The sequence below is a fragment of the Aeromonas sobria genome (genome assembly GCF_050266975.1).
GTDB classification, from domain to species: domain Bacteria; phylum Pseudomonadota; class Gammaproteobacteria; order Enterobacterales; family Aeromonadaceae; genus Aeromonas; species Aeromonas sobria_B.
Genome location: NZ_JBKISU010000003.1, coordinates 171,813 through 184,404 on the forward strand (window position 1 = coordinate 171,813; position 12,592 = coordinate 184,404).

The window sequence follows — 12,592 nt, forward strand, 5'->3', positions numbered from 1 at the left end:
TCCCCACAATAGAGCTGGAGGTCAGTATAGCCGCCCCTCTCTACCGACACTGGCCAAAGGCATCGGCCAATTGCGTCATGAACTGGGGATAGGCATCCGGCCCCAAGGCCACCGTTTCACCCACCTCGTCGAGCAGCAGCACCTTGGCGCCCGTGTTGCGGGCCACCGACTCGATCACCGCCGGTGAGAATTGCGGTTCGGCATAGATGCAACTCGCCTTCTTCTCCTCCAGCGCCTTGCGGATCTCCACCAGGGTCCTGGCGCCGGGGCGGCGCTCAGGGCTCACGGTAAAGTGACCCTTGGAGCTCATGCCGTAGTGACGCTCCCAGTAACCATAGGCCTCGTGAAACACGAAATAGCCCTTCTGGTTCACCGCCTTCATCTGCTGGGCGATCACCTTGTCCTTGGCATCCACCTTGGCATCGAATGCGGCCAGATTGGCGGCGTAGCGGGCCTGGTTGGCAGGATCCTGCTTGCCAAGTTCGGCCGCGATCGCCCTGGCAATCACCTTGGCCTGGGTCGGCCCCAGCCAGAGATGGGGATCCACTCCCTCGTGGTGATGCCCCTCATGGCCTTCATCATGGTCACCGTGCTCGTGTGCTGCATGCTCGTGTTCGTGCTCGTCATCATGATGGGCATCCTGGCTGCCCTGGGTCGCGTAGTTGAACAGCGGCATCCCGGGCACCTGGGTCAGGGTCAACACATGGGGATGGCTCGCCAGCGGCTTGGCCATGAAGCCTTCCAGCTCGGGGCCGACCCAGACCACCAGATCGGCCTGATTGATGGTGCGAACATCCGATGGGCGCAGGGAAAAATCATGGGGGGAGGCGCCGGTGGGCAACAATACCTGGGGTTCACTCACCCCATCCGTGATGGCGGCGGCGATGAAGCCCAGGGGTTTGATGGTCGTCAACACTGTGGTGGCGCGCACCGGCAGGCTGACCGCGAGCAGGGCGGTGAGCAGGGCAAGAATTCGCATAGGGATCTCGTCAGGACAGATGAATGTGATAATATAACAGAAAACCTGACTGTTATATTATAACTCCCATTGCCTGTAAACCCCGGAGCTGTCATGACCCAACTGGTGGAGCTGAAGGAGATCTGTCTCTCTTTCGACGGGCGACTCGTGCTCGACAAGGTCTCCTTTACCCTCAACAAAGGCAAAATCACCACACTAGTCGGCCCCAACGGCGCAGGCAAGAGCACCCTCAGCAAACTGGTGCTGGGCCTGCTCAAGCCGGACTCGGGGCACATAGTGCGTCGTGGTGGCCTGCGGGTCGGCTATGTGCCCCAGCGCCTCTATCTGGATCCTACCCTGCCGCTCACGGTGCGCCGCTTCCTGCAGCTTGGCAAGAATGGCCGCCTCTCCATCGAGGAGGCCCTGAGCCGGGTCGGCGCCCAGGATCTGCTGGACAACCGGATGCAGAAGCTCTCCGGCGGCGAGATGCAGCGGGTGCTGCTGGCCCGTGCCCTGCTGGTCAAGCCCGAGCTGCTGGTGCTGGACGAACCGGTACAGGGGGTGGACATCACGGGCCAGATCGAGCTCTACGCCCTGATCGGCCAGCTGGCCGCCGAGTTTGACTGTGCCGTGCTGATGGTCTCCCATGATCTACACTTGGTGATGGCCAGCACCCACGAGGTGATCTGCCTGAACGGCCACATCTGCTGCCACGGCGAACCCGAGAGCGTGGCGCGCCACCCCGAATTTGCCCGCCTGTTCGGTCGCCCGGAGCAGGAGGTGCTGGCGGTCTATACCCACCATCACCACTGCGACGGCGAGCACCATCATCATGAGTCGCAGGCCCCCGTCATCCGCCTGCCCGCTCGCAAGCAATAAGCACAGCTAAGGACATTCAAGTGGACAGCTTTCTGTTATATGCCCTCGCGGCCGGCCTCGGCATCGCCCTGCTGGCCGGGCCTCTCGGCAGCTTCGTGGTGTGGCGCAAGATGGCCTATTTTGGCGACACCCTCTCCCATGCCTGCCTGTTCGGCATCGCGCTGGGCATACTGCTGCAGGTGGATCTCACCCTGGCGGTAGTGGTCTGCTGCCTCGCCATGGCCATGCTGCTGGTGGTCATGAGTCGCAACCAGCAGGTGGCGACCGACACCCTGCTCGGCATCCTGGCCCACAGCGCCCTCTCCCTTGGCCTGGTCACCCTGAGCTTCATGGACAACGTGCGGGTGGATCTGATGGCCTACCTGTTTGGCGATCTGCTCTCGGTACAACCCATGGACCTGCTCTGGATCTACGGCGGCGGCGCCCTGGTGTTGCTCACCCTGTGGCGGCTGTGGGATCCCCTGCTCTCCATGACCATCTCGGAGGAGCTGGCGCGGGTGGAAGGGGTGCGGGTCGATGTGTTGCGCTGCGTGCTGATGCTGCTGATAGGCCTGGTGATAGCGGTAGCGATGAAGTTCGTCGGGGCGTTGATCATCACCTCCTTGCTGATCATTCCCGCCGCCACCGCCCGGCGCTTCAGCCAGACGCCGGAGCAGATGGCCGGCTTTGCCGCCTTGATCGGCTGTCTGGCGGTGCTGGGTGGGCTGACCCTCTCCTGGTTCCAGGACACCCCCGCAGGCCCCTCGGTCGTGGTCTGCGCCACCAGCCTCTTTATCCTGAGCCAGTTCAAGCAGGCCTGAGCTTAGCGTGGTCTGAACCTCGTTGTCAGGCCACTCCAAATCCAGACCCCTCGGTCATGGTCTGCCCCACCAGCCTCTTTATCCTGAGCCAGTTCAAGCTGGCCTGAGCCCTTCCCGCTTAGGGGAGAGGCAGGCTCTGGCGCGTCTCCAGCAGCAGCCACTGGCGCAACCGGCTGATGGCGGCCTCATGGGCCCGTCCCCGCTTGCAGGTGAAATAGAAGGCATCCCCCGTCTCCAGCTGATGCACCGGCAGGCGCACCAGCTGGGGATCATCCGGGCGCACCATGTAGTCGTTCACGAAGGTCACCCCCTGATCCCAGGCCGCCGCCTCCACCGCCATCAGCATGTGGCTGAAGTGGTGCATGCGCACCGTCTCCGGCACCCCCATGGCGCCCGCCTCGGCCCAGCGCTGCCAATCTTCTCCCCGGGACTTGTAGATGGACTGCACCGAGAGCAGCGGCAACTGCCAGATGGCCTCCGGCCAGTCGCCGCTCGCCTGGGCCAGCAGCTTGCGGCTGCAGACGGGGAAGAGCCGCTCCTGATAGATAAGGGTGTGACTGTAGCCGCGCGCGTTGGGGCACACTGTGATGAAGCAGTCCGCGATCCGATCCGAGAGCACAGGATCTTCGGCCACCATCTCCAGGCTCAGATCCAGCTCGGGACACTGCTGGCGCAGCCCGGCCAGGCGCGGGATCAGCCACTTGACCGCGAAGGAGCTGTAGACGGCGAGCCGCAACTGCATCTGGGCCCCGCCCCGCAACTGTTCGCTGCTCTGGGCTATCTGGCCGAGGCCGGCGGCGATCCCCTCGAAGTAGACCTCCCCCTGGGGGGTGAGGGAGAGCAAGCGCCCCTGGCGCAGCAGCAGTCGTTCCCCCAGGAAATCCTCCAGCAGGCGGATCTGGTGGCTGACCGCGCTCTGGCTGACGTTCAGCTCCAGGGCCGCGCGGGAGAAGCTGAGCAGGCGGGCGACCACTTCGAAATATTGCACGGCACGCAGGGGCGGCAGCTTCATTATCTATAAATCTCATGGATGGTGTTTTTTTATCATTTTACCCAATAGTCAGCGTCCCGCTACCCTGAGTCCATCAAGTGAGGAGGCGGTATGAATTCAGTGGCGGCAGGCATGATCTATCTGGTACTCGGCAACCTGGTTGCCGTCTTCTCCGACGCCCTGGTCAAGGTGCTGGAGCCAGATCAGCCCATCTTCCAGTTCGTCTTCTTCCGCCAGCTCTCGGCGGCCTTGTTGCTGGCGCCCTGGCTGCTCTGGTCCTGGCGCCGTCACCCGCCGGTGGCACTCAAGTGGCATCTGCTGCGAGCCCATATCTGGGCGGCCGGCGTCTGCCTGATGGTGGTCGCCCTGACCCAGCTGCCGCTGGCCACCGCCAACGCCCTCTTCTATGCGGCGCCGCTGCTGATGGTACCGCTGGCGGTCTGGCTGGCAGGAGAGGCGCTGTCGCGCCAGAAGGTGGCGACGGCCCTCATCGGCTTCGTCGGCGTGCTGATCGTGCTGCGGCCGACCGAGGTGAACTGGGCCGCCCTGGCGGCGCTCGGGGTGGCGCTCTCCCTGGCCATCAACAACCTGCTGATCAAGCGGATCCCCCTCAGGCAACCCATCGCCCAGACCCTGTTCTTCACCAACGTGCTGAGCATGCCCTTGATCCTGGCGCTGGCCTGGTGGGAAGGGGGCGACTGGCAATGGCAGATGTGGTGGCCCGCCTTCGGCTCCTCAGCGCTCATCATGGTCTACGCGGGGCTGTGCGTGCTGGCCTATCGCAAGGCGGAGGCGAGCAAGATCGCCTCGGCGGAGTACACGGGGCTGCTGGCGGCGGTCGCCATCGGTGCCTGGCTGTTTGACGAGCAACCGGGTCTGCCGCTGCTGCTGGGCTGCCTGTGCATCATCATTCCGCTGGTCACCATGGCGCGCGGCAAGGCAAAACCGCTGGCAGAGCAGGTGGTCTGAATCAAAACAGCAAGGGGGCGACCCGTTGGCGCAGATCGGGGATCACCTGCTGCTCGAACCAGGGATTCTTCTTGAGCCAGAGGGTGTTGCGCGGGGAAGGGTGCGGCAGCGGCAGCCAGCCGGGGCCGTAATCGCGCCAGCATTGCACCGTCTCGGTGAGGCTCCCTCTGGCTGCCTCCCGCAGGTAGTAGCGCTGGGCGTACTGGCCGATGAGCAGGGTCAGTTCGATATGGGGCAGCAGCATCAGCACCTTGTCGTGCCAGGTGGGGGCGCACTCGGGGCGAGGCGGCAGATCCCCCGACTTGCCGCGGCCCGGGTAACAGAGCCCCATGGGCATGATGGCGATGCGGGACTCGTCGTAAAAGCTGGCCTTGTCCACTCCGAGCCAGTGGCGCAATCGATCGCCGGAGGGGTCATCCCAGGGGATGCCGCTGGCATGGACCCGGGTACCGGGGGCCTGACCGATGATGAGCAGACGAGCCTGTTCGTTGCCGCGGATCACCGGCCTGGGCCCCAGGGGCAGGTGGGCCTCGCACAACCGGCAGGCCCGGATCTGTTCAAACAGGATATCGAGTCGGTTCATGGCGCCGATAGTAACAGAGTTTTCCCCCGCATCCGCTTGTGCAAGTCGCACCGGCTGCCTATGATGCGCCCCAATTTGTTTAATTTAATAAACGGACGACGATGAAAAACGGCTTGGGGACGGGCAGCGCGGCCCTCTCATTCGTGCTGTGGGGCCTGCTGCCCCTCTATTACCAGTTCATGCCCGAGGTCAACATGTGGGAGCTGCTCTCCCACCGGGTGCTCTGGTCTGTCATCCTGCTGGGCGCCCTCTTCCTGTTGCTCGGCGTGCAAGTCCCCTGGTCACGCCTGCGCAGCGAGCCTCGCCAGCTTGGTCTCATCCTGCTGGCGGGCCCCGTCATGTCCATCAGCTGGTGCATGTTCACCTGGTGCCTGACCACGGGCCAGGTACTGGCCACCAGCCTCGCCTTCTTCATGACGCCCCTGTTCAACATCGCCTTCGCCGTCATCTTCCTGAAAGAGCGGCTCACGGTGCAGAAGCATCTGGCGGTCGCCCTGGCCCTGGCGGGGCTGGCCTACATGCTGTTCTCCTACGGCGAGCTGCCCTGGTTTTCCCTGATCATGGGGGCCAACTTCGCCCTCTACGGCCTACTCAAGAAGAAGGTGCATTACGGGCCGGGCACCAGCCTCTATCTGGAATCCCTGGTGCAGCTGCCCCTGGCCCTGCTGGTGATAGGCTGGCTCGGCTGGCAGGGGAGCAGCACCTTCCTGGCCGGGGACTGGGCCGATCGCCTGCTGCTGATGGGCAGCGCCCCCGCCACCCTGCTGCCGGTGGGGCTGTTCTGCTACGGCATGCTCAGAACCCGGATGAGCACGGTCGGCCTGCTGCAATACATAGAGCCCAGTCTCGCCTTCCTGCTCGCCCTCTTCTGGTTCGGGGAGTCACCGGATCCGGTGAAGTCGGTAGGCTTCGCCTTCGTCTGGGCCGGCCTGCTGATGAGCCTGCTGCCCCTGCACAGGTTGCGCCAGGGCAAGGCCTCTCTCCCCGAGCCTGCCCCCTTGCCCGAGGCGCCACAAGATAGATAATGGCCTTCACCGCCCCGACCGACACTGACACGGGAGCCCCTATGAGTCACACCCCACCCTATGCCCCCCAGGCCGCCAGCGGCCCCTGGTTCATCTACATGGTGCGCACCGGGAGCGGCAGCCTCTACACCGGCATCAGCACGGATCCCGAACGCCGGCTCGCCCAGCATCAGAGCGGCCGGGGGGCCCGTGCCCTGCGCGGCAAGGGGCCCCTCGCCCTGGCCTGGCGGCAAGCGGTCGGGGAGCATGGCGCGGCCCTTCGCCTGGAGTACCGCCTCAAGCGGCAGAGCAAGGCCAGCAAGGAGGCCCTGATCCGGCAACCCGAACGCTGGCAAGCCCTCAGCCAGCAGTGGCTGCTCACCCCGGACGCGGGATCATCATAAGCAAGGCCACCGCCATGAGATGGATCCGAGCGGGGGCCAAGGAAGGACAGGTATCCCCCCAGGAGAGGGAGGTCGACTCAGCGATAGCCCTGGCTGCGGCGCCGGTTGCCCAGCAGCCAGTAGATGACCAGGCCAAGGGCGAGCCAGGGGGCCAGCTTGAACACCAGCCCTATCATGCCCGCCAGGGCGCCAAACAGCATGAAGACCCCGCTCACCACCACCATGGCCAGCACGGTGAACCCGGCCATGGCCATCACGATCAGCACGGCCAGCAAGACCAAGCATTCCAACATAATCACTCCTCGCAGCCGGGCTGCTTCTGAGTAGCCGGATCAACCGGACTCGGGCAGGGGCCATGGCCCCTGCCCACAAGATGGCGCCTCTCCTGCCGGGCTCGCCCCCTGGCGGCCCAGGATCCACTCAATCCAGCCAGCGCTTGAGCTCGTGGCGAGGCGGCATCAGCAACACCGCCAGCAGATAGAGGACCAGGGCCAGGGGGGGCATCAGGATCAGGACCACCAGCGCCACGACCCGCACCGTCACCCGGGAGACCCCAAGCCCCCTGGCGATACCGGCACAGACCCCGGCCAGCTTGCGATGGGCCAGATCTTTGGGCCAGGGGCTCATGGTCAGGCCTCCGCCTTCCGGCCTTTCAGGCGAGCCAGCTCCCGTTCAATCTCGTCATTGAGCTCAAGCTCGCGGAACTGGGCCTCGAGGGATGGATTCTGCCCCAGGGTCGCCGCCTCCAGCTGGGCTTCCAGCTGATCGACCCGGCCCTGAAAGCCGTCGAAGCGGGCCATCAGCTCATGCATACGCTGGTTGTCCACCTGGGCGCGAGCCCGGATCCGGCTGTGGGCAGTCTGCTCGCGCAGGGTCAGCATCTTCTGCTTCTCGCGCGCCTCGGTCAGCTTGGCGCCGAGCCGCTCGCTGTCGGCGGTGAGCTGGGCCAGCACCTCGGCCACCCGGGCCTTGTCCTGCTCCAGTTGCTCGCACTTCCTGACCTCGGCCAGCTTCTCCGTGAGGGCGGCGCGGGCCAGATCCTCACGTCCCTTCGCGATGGCGAGCTCGGCCTTGGCCGACCACTCCTGGATCTGGTGGCGCAGCGCCTGCTGATGGCGCTCCAGCTGTTTCTGTTCGGCGATGACGCGGGCGGCCTGGGTACGCATCTCGATCTGCACCTGCTCCATCTCCTCGATCATCAGGCGCAGCATCTTCTCTGGCTCTTCACTCTTGTCGAGCAGGCTGTGCAGGTTGGCGTTGATGATGTCGCTAAGGCGGCTGAATACACTCATGGTCTGGCTCCTTGTTCATGGGATGGCTATCTCTCCTCAAGCCATTACAAGAGCCGTGCCAAGATAATTTATCCTTTACTTACAGATAGATGAGGATTCCTGCTCAGGATACAAGGGAAGAATGTTGGTGAAAAAAGCCAACTTGTTGGTGATTTTTGCCAATAAAAAAGGGAGCCATTGGCTCCCTTTCGATCCCGTGCTCCGTCAGGCGGCACGCTGCCGCGCCACGGCCTCGTCCAGCTGCGCCAGCTTGGCTTCCATCTGCTGGCGGCAATGTTCGGAAAGCTCGCGGATGCCGGCGGCGCCGTGCTCCTTGCTGCACAGGGGGGGCAGCATCTCCAGCAGCACCTCGCCGTTGTCCCAGCGGTTCAGGTCAACCTGGCCGAAGTAGCTGGAACAGACGATGGGCACCACGGGCACCTCGGCCTGGACGGCGGTGTGGAAGGCGCCGGCCTTGAACGGCAGCAGGCCGCGCCCCTGGGAGCGGGTTCCTTCCGGGAACATCCAGATGGAGGTACCACGCCCCTTGATGCGGTTCACCACCTGGCCTATGGTGCCGATGGCGCGGGAGCGGTTGGAGCGGTCGATCAACACGTTGCCGGAGAGCCAGAAAATGAGACCGAAGAAGGGCAGCCACAGCAGACTCTTCTTGCCCACCGCCACCACCCCGGGCATGACGGCACCGGTCACGGTGAAGATGTCGAAGTTGCTCTGGTGGTTGCAGACATAGACGGCAGGCCCCACCGACTTGACCTCGTCCGGGATGGTGACCCGGACCTTGAGCCCGAGCAGGGGGCAGACCGCATGGTACATGCGCGCGAACACGAAGACGTTGTTGGGATGACGCGGACGCACCAGACAGAGCAGCAGAGCCAGCACGAACCAGACGATGAGCAGCAGGCCAAGCAGCAGAATACGGGCAAGTTTAAGCATCGAACACCTCTAAGCAAGATTCGGCGCAGTATACTGATCCCCCTTTTAGCGAACAAGCGTTAGCCAGACAGAACCGACCACCCCAACCGGCCCATGTGGTCGCCCGGATCCTGCTGACTTGCCCAAGCCCGGGTTGATCGATAGGATGTGCCCCACTCAACAGTGGTAGGACGAGCATGATTTTGCGACAACGCGTGGCGACAAGACTCCTGCTGCTGGTCTGCATCCTGGTGCTCAACTGCGCGGCCCAGCCGCTGGCCAGGTTGGCACAGCTCGACCAGGCCCTGAGCTGCCAGCTGCAACCCCTCTCCTCGTCCAGCGCCGATGCAAACGAGGGGCAAGCCGCGACGCCCCAGCCCAGCAGTTGCCAGCTCAACGGCAAGTGGCTCAGTGCCGCCAATCTGCTCTGCGCCGAGCAGATCTTCTTTGCCATCGCCTTCGTGATTGCCCTGCTGGCGCCCCTGTCGCGCCGCTCCCCTGCGCTTCCTCCTCCCATCAACATCTCGCCTCCCGAACGGCGACTGCACCTCACCCTCTGCGTCTGGCGGGAATGAGTCTGCGGCGGTTTTCTCCACCCTGACCTTCATTTTCAAGAGACAAACACATGTCAAACATCATCAAGACCGCCCTGTTGCTGAGCGGTCTGCTGTGGCAATCCATGGGGTTAGCCAGCGACACCGGCTGGCTCACCAGCCCCCAGAACGATCACGCCAAGGTGCGGCTGCAAGCCGACACCCGGGATCCCGCCGCCCCCCGGCTGCTGCTCAGCCTGCAGCTTGAATCCGGCTGGAAAACCTATTGGCAGAACCCGGGTGAGGGCGGCATAGCCCCCGAGATCCTCTGGGATCACCCCGAACCGGCGGCGCAGTGGCACTGGCCAGTGCCCAGACGGTTCGATGTCAGCGGCATCTCGACCCAGGGCTACCAGGGGGACGTCAGCCTGCCCATCAGCCTCACCCGCAGCGGCGGCGAGGCACTGACGGGCACCCTGCGCCTCTCGACCTGCAGCAACGTCTGCATCCTGACCGACTACCCCTTCACCCTGGCGCTGGATGGCGCTGCCCCTGAGGGGTTCGACCTTGCCTATGCCAAGGCGATGAGCACCCAGCCACAGGCCATGCCGGACACTGTGACCCTCAAGGCGGGCTACCGGCAGAACCAGCTGCAACTGACCGCCGACAACCCCCAGGGCTGGCAGGATCCCCAGCTGTTCCTCCAGCGCCTGGAGGGGGCCGAATTTGGCGATCCCAGCCTGGAGGTGCAGGGCAACACCCTGATCGCCCGCATTCCGGTCAGCGATGGCTGGCAGGGGGATGCCCCCGATATCCGTCATCAGCGGCTCGGGTTGGTGCTGGCGAGCGGCGAGCAGGCCTGGCAGAGCGAGGTCCGCATAGGTGAGCCCCTGACCCTGCCGAGCGGCGGCCACTCGCTGCTCTGGCTGCTGGGAGCCGCGCTGCTGGGGGGCCTCATCCTCAACCTGATGCCCTGCGTGCTGCCGGTGCTGGCCCTCAAGCTGGGATCCGTGCTGCAACTCGAGAGCCGGGAGCGCCGCCCGGTGCGCCTGCAATTTTTGGCGGCCAGTGCCGGCATCCTGGTCTCCTTCTGGGCGCTGGCGCTGATGAGCACCCTGCTGCGCGCCCCCAGTTTCGGAATGAGTGGCGCGGTCGGCTGGGGCATACAGTTCCAGAGCGTCTGGTTTATCGGCTTCATGGTGGTGGTGACGGCGCTGTTTTGCGCCAACCTGCTGGGGCTGTTCGAGCTGCGGCTGCCGAGCAAGCTCAATACCCGCCTGGCCACCAGCGGCGGTCAGGGCCTTGGGGGTCACTTCCTGCAGGGCTGCTTTGCCACCCTGCTGGCCACCCCCTGCTCCGCACCCTTCCTCGGCACTGCGGTCGCCTTTGCCCTCGGGGCGCCGCTGGGTCAGCTCTGGCTCATCTTTACCGCACTGGGTCTGGGCATGAGCCTGCCCTGGCTGCTGATCGCTGCCGTCCCTCGCCTGGCGCTCTGGCTGCCGAAGCCGGGCCGCTGGATGGGGCGCCTGCGCACCCTGCTCGGCCTGATGATGCTGGGCTCCAGCCTCTGGCTGCTCAGTCTGCTCGGCAACCACGTCGGCCCCTTCTGGATGCTGATCCTGATGGCGCTGATGCTGGTCATGCTGCTGCTGGCCGTGGTGTGGCGCCACGGCATACGCACCCTGACCCTGGGGCTGGCACTGGGCTGCCTGCTGGGCGGGGCCCTGCTGCTCGGCGGCGCCTTCACCATTGACGGCAAGCCCCGCCAGGACAGGGTCGACTGGCAGCCGCTCTCTGAGCAGGCCATCACACTGGCACTGGCCCAGAACAAGCGAGTCTTCATCGATGTGACCGCCGACTGGTGCATCACCTGCAAAGCCAACAAATTCAACGTACTGCTGCGAGATGACGTGCAACAGGCCCTGAGCGCCCCCGATGTGGTGGCCCTGCGCGGGGACTGGAGCCGCCCCTCCGACAGCATCGCCAGCTTCCTGCGCCAACGGGGCAGCGTGGCCATTCCCTTCAACCAGATCTACGGGCCCGGCCTGACGGATGGCGAGATCCTCTCCCCCCTGCTCGACCGAGCGACCCTGCTTGCCACCCTGGCGCAAGCCGGCATTGCCCCCTCTCAAGGAGAAACCAAATGAAACCGACCCTGCTCGCCCTGACCCTGCTGGGTTCCCTGTTGACCCCGGCCCTGCACGCCGCCCCCTTCACTCCGGAGCAGGAGGCCCGCATCAAGGAGCTCATCCGCGAGACCCTGGTCCAGAATCCGAAGATCCTGGATGAGGCGGCCGAATCCTGGGAGAAACAGAACGCCGCGGATCAGGCGGCCCAGCTCGGCGACTTCATCAAGGGCAACAAAGACGTGCTGTTCAATAGCCCTACCAGCCCGCGCCTGGGGGCCAAGCACCCCAAGCTGACCCTGGTGCTCTTCACCGACTACAACTGCCCCTACTGCAAGCAGTTCGACCCCCAGGTGACCAAGCTGCTCAAGGCCTATCCGAACGATCTGGGGCTGGTGATCAAGCTGCTGCCGTTCAAGGGGCAGACCTCCGCCAAGGCGGCCCAGTACAGCCTGACCCTGTGGCAGCAGGATCCGGCCCGCTTCCTCGCCCTGCACGACAAGCTGATGAGCAAGCAGGGCATGTTGACCGAGGCGGACATCAACAAGGCGCTGGCGGCCACCGGCAATGTGGCGCTCAAGCCTGAGGGCAAGGCCACAGAAGAGCTGCGCAATAGCCTACGCATCGGCACCCTCTTGGGAGTGCAGGGCACACCGGCCACGCTTATCGGCAACCAGCTGGTGCCGGGCGCCCTGCCCTATGATCAGCTCGAACAGCTGGTGAAGGCCGAACTGGCCAAGCGGACATGAGGAAACTACCCGTGGAGCTGCGTCCATACAATCAGCGCATCGGCACCCTCTTGGGGGTGCAGGGCACACCGGCGACGCTTATCGGCAACCAGCTGGTGCCAGGCGCCCTGCCCTATGATCAGCTCGAACAATTGGTGAAGGCCGAACTGGCCAAGCGGACATGAGGAAACTACCCGTGGAGCTGCGTCCATACAGTCAGCGCATCGGTACCCTCCTGGGGGTGCAGGGCACACCGGCGACGCTTATCGACAACCAGCGGGTGCCGGGCGCCCTGCCCTATGATCAGCTCGAACAATTGGTGAAGGCCGAACTGGCCAAGCGGACATGAGGAAACTACCCGTGGAGCTGCGTCCATACAGTCAGCGCATCGGTACCCTCCTGGGGGTGCAGGG

16 protein-coding genes and 1 pseudogene are annotated in these 12,592 nt (G+C 64.6%); 10 read left to right on the plus strand and 7 right to left on the minus strand.

What is annotated here, in order from left to right; genetic code table 11:
* Nucleotides 1–40: 40 nt before the first annotated feature.
* On the minus strand, nt 41–979 hold the full coding sequence (gene znuA / locus ACLHZ1_RS03080; protein WP_427260922.1) for a zinc ABC transporter substrate-binding protein ZnuA: 939 nt from the start codon (nt 977–979) through the stop codon (nt 41–43).
* A 93-nt stretch (nt 980–1,072) separates the two neighbouring features.
* Here znuA and znuC point away from each other — a divergent pair, with 93 nt between their 5' ends.
* Together znuC and znuB are read left to right on the plus strand one after the other, a co-directional pair.
* Complete coding sequence (znuC, locus tag ACLHZ1_RS03085; RefSeq protein ID WP_427260923.1) at nt 1,073–1,837, plus strand: zinc ABC transporter ATP-binding protein ZnuC; 765 nt, start codon at nt 1,073–1,075, stop codon at nt 1,835–1,837.
* A gap of 20 nt (nt 1,838–1,857) precedes the next feature.
* On the plus strand, nt 1,858–2,637 hold the full coding sequence (znuB, locus tag ACLHZ1_RS03090; RefSeq protein WP_427260924.1) for a zinc ABC transporter permease subunit ZnuB: 780 nt from the start codon (nt 1,858–1,860) through the stop codon (nt 2,635–2,637).
* 118 nt (nt 2,638–2,755) lie between these two features.
* Here znuB and ACLHZ1_RS03095 read toward each other — a convergent pair whose 3' ends face one another.
* Nucleotides 2,756–3,649, minus strand: coding sequence for a LysR substrate-binding domain-containing protein (locus ACLHZ1_RS03095; protein ID WP_408794070.1), 894 nt, complete (start codon nt 3,647–3,649; stop codon nt 2,756–2,758).
* Between the two features lie 90 nt (nt 3,650–3,739).
* On the opposite strand from ACLHZ1_RS03095, the gene ACLHZ1_RS03100 reads away from it, so the two are divergent.
* Complete coding sequence (locus ACLHZ1_RS03100; protein ID WP_427260925.1) at nt 3,740–4,597, plus strand: DMT family transporter; 858 nt, start codon at nt 3,740–3,742, stop codon at nt 4,595–4,597.
* A 1-nt stretch (nt 4,598) separates the two neighbouring features.
* Here the strand turns inward: ACLHZ1_RS03100 and ACLHZ1_RS03105 are convergent, their stop codons facing one another.
* Nucleotides 4,599–5,180, minus strand: a complete 582-nt coding sequence (locus ACLHZ1_RS03105) for a uracil-DNA glycosylase family protein (protein WP_408774863.1) — start codon at nt 5,178–5,180, stop codon at nt 4,599–4,601.
* A gap of 101 nt (nt 5,181–5,281) precedes the next feature.
* Between ACLHZ1_RS03105 and rarD the strand changes: the two genes are divergently transcribed.
* A complete protein-coding gene (gene rarD, locus ACLHZ1_RS03110; protein WP_427260926.1) occupies nt 5,282–6,205 on the plus strand; it encodes an EamA family transporter RarD in 924 nt (307 codons plus the stop codon).
* Nucleotides 6,206–6,246: 41 nt separating this feature from the next.
* Nucleotides 6,247–6,588, plus strand: a complete 342-nt coding sequence (locus tag ACLHZ1_RS03115; RefSeq protein WP_427260927.1) for a GIY-YIG nuclease family protein — start codon at nt 6,247–6,249, stop codon at nt 6,586–6,588.
* 77 nt (nt 6,589–6,665) lie between these two features.
* Here the strand turns inward: ACLHZ1_RS03115 and pspG are convergent, their stop codons facing one another.
* From pspG to ACLHZ1_RS03135, 4 genes are all read right to left on the minus strand, one after another.
* The gene (pspG, locus tag ACLHZ1_RS03120) at nt 6,666–6,881 is read right to left on the minus strand and encodes an envelope stress response protein PspG (RefSeq protein ID WP_427260928.1); all 216 of its coding nucleotides are present in this window, start codon (nt 6,879–6,881) and stop codon (nt 6,666–6,668) included.
* 127 nt (nt 6,882–7,008) lie between these two features.
* Nucleotides 7,009–7,215 (minus strand): PspC domain-containing protein, encoded by a 207-nt coding sequence (locus ACLHZ1_RS03125; RefSeq protein WP_427260929.1) that lies wholly within the window; start codon nt 7,213–7,215, stop codon nt 7,009–7,011.
* A 2-nt stretch (nt 7,216–7,217) separates the two neighbouring features.
* On the minus strand, nt 7,218–7,880 hold the full coding sequence (gene pspA, locus ACLHZ1_RS03130) for a phage shock protein PspA (protein ID WP_427260930.1): 663 nt from the start codon (nt 7,878–7,880) through the stop codon (nt 7,218–7,220).
* Nucleotides 7,881–8,084: 204 nt separating this feature from the next.
* Nucleotides 8,085–8,813 carry a 1-acylglycerol-3-phosphate O-acyltransferase gene (locus ACLHZ1_RS03135; protein ID WP_408794053.1) on the minus strand — a complete coding sequence of 243 codons (729 nt, stop codon included), beginning with the start codon at nt 8,811–8,813 and terminating at the stop codon, nt 8,085–8,087.
* 176 nt (nt 8,814–8,989) lie between these two features.
* Between ACLHZ1_RS03135 and ACLHZ1_RS03140 the strand changes: the two genes are divergently transcribed.
* The 5 genes and pseudogenes from ACLHZ1_RS03140 to ACLHZ1_RS03160 form a co-directional block, all read left to right on the plus strand.
* Nucleotides 8,990–9,367, plus strand: coding sequence for a hypothetical protein (locus ACLHZ1_RS03140; protein WP_427260931.1), 378 nt, complete (start codon nt 8,990–8,992; stop codon nt 9,365–9,367).
* Between the two features lie 50 nt (nt 9,368–9,417).
* Nucleotides 9,418–11,472: a protein-disulfide reductase DsbD family protein gene (locus tag ACLHZ1_RS03145; protein WP_427260932.1), complete on the plus strand. Its 2,055-nt coding sequence runs from the start codon at nt 9,418–9,420 to the stop codon at nt 11,470–11,472.
* A complete protein-coding gene (locus ACLHZ1_RS03150) occupies nt 11,469–12,200 on the plus strand; it encodes a DsbA family protein (protein WP_427260933.1) in 732 nt (243 codons plus the stop codon). Before ACLHZ1_RS03145 ends, ACLHZ1_RS03150 begins: the two co-directional genes overlap by 4 nt.
* Nucleotides 12,201–12,211: 11 nt before the next feature.
* The gene (locus ACLHZ1_RS03155) at nt 12,212–12,364 is read left to right on the plus strand and encodes a copper resistance protein (RefSeq protein ID WP_427260940.1); all 153 of its coding nucleotides are present in this window, start codon (nt 12,212–12,214) and stop codon (nt 12,362–12,364) included.
* Between the two features lie 8 nt (nt 12,365–12,372).
* Nucleotides 12,373–12,528, plus strand: a pseudogene (locus ACLHZ1_RS03160) (DsbA family protein); the annotation flags it as partial.
* Nucleotides 12,529–12,592: the final 64 nt, after the last annotated feature.

Excerpts from the sequence above, each read along its gene's own strand:
- znuA (WP_427260922.1), bottom strand. The coding sequence starts at position 979 with ATGCGAATTCTTGCCCTGCTCACCGCCCTGCTCGCGGTCAGCCTGCCG.
- znuC (WP_427260923.1), top strand. The coding sequence starts at position 1,073 with ATGACCCAACTGGTGGAGCTGAAGGAGATCTGTCTCTCTTTCGACGGG.
- ACLHZ1_RS03095 (WP_408794070.1), bottom strand. The coding sequence starts at position 3,649 with ATGAAGCTGCCGCCCCTGCGTGCCGTGCAATATTTCGAAGTGGTCGCC.
- ACLHZ1_RS03100 (WP_427260925.1), top strand. The coding sequence starts at position 3,740 with ATGAATTCAGTGGCGGCAGGCATGATCTATCTGGTACTCGGCAACCTG.
- ACLHZ1_RS03105 (WP_408774863.1), bottom strand. The coding sequence starts at position 5,180 with ATGAACCGACTCGATATCCTGTTTGAACAGATCCGGGCCTGCCGGTTG.
- rarD (WP_427260926.1), top strand. The coding sequence starts at position 5,282 with ATGAAAAACGGCTTGGGGACGGGCAGCGCGGCCCTCTCATTCGTGCTG.
- ACLHZ1_RS03115 (WP_427260927.1), top strand. The coding sequence starts at position 6,247 with ATGAGTCACACCCCACCCTATGCCCCCCAGGCCGCCAGCGGCCCCTGG.
- pspG (WP_427260928.1), bottom strand. The coding sequence starts at position 6,881 with ATGTTGGAATGCTTGGTCTTGCTGGCCGTGCTGATCGTGATGGCCATG.
- ACLHZ1_RS03125 (WP_427260929.1), bottom strand. The coding sequence starts at position 7,215 with ATGAGCCCCTGGCCCAAAGATCTGGCCCATCGCAAGCTGGCCGGGGTC.
- pspA (WP_427260930.1), bottom strand. The coding sequence starts at position 7,880 with ATGAGTGTATTCAGCCGCCTTAGCGACATCATCAACGCCAACCTGCAC.
- ACLHZ1_RS03135 (WP_408794053.1), bottom strand. The coding sequence starts at position 8,813 with ATGCTTAAACTTGCCCGTATTCTGCTGCTTGGCCTGCTGCTCATCGTC.
- ACLHZ1_RS03140 (WP_427260931.1), top strand. The coding sequence starts at position 8,990 with ATGATTTTGCGACAACGCGTGGCGACAAGACTCCTGCTGCTGGTCTGC.
- ACLHZ1_RS03145 (WP_427260932.1), top strand. The coding sequence starts at position 9,418 with ATGTCAAACATCATCAAGACCGCCCTGTTGCTGAGCGGTCTGCTGTGG.
- ACLHZ1_RS03150 (WP_427260933.1), top strand. The coding sequence starts at position 11,469 with ATGAAACCGACCCTGCTCGCCCTGACCCTGCTGGGTTCCCTGTTGACC.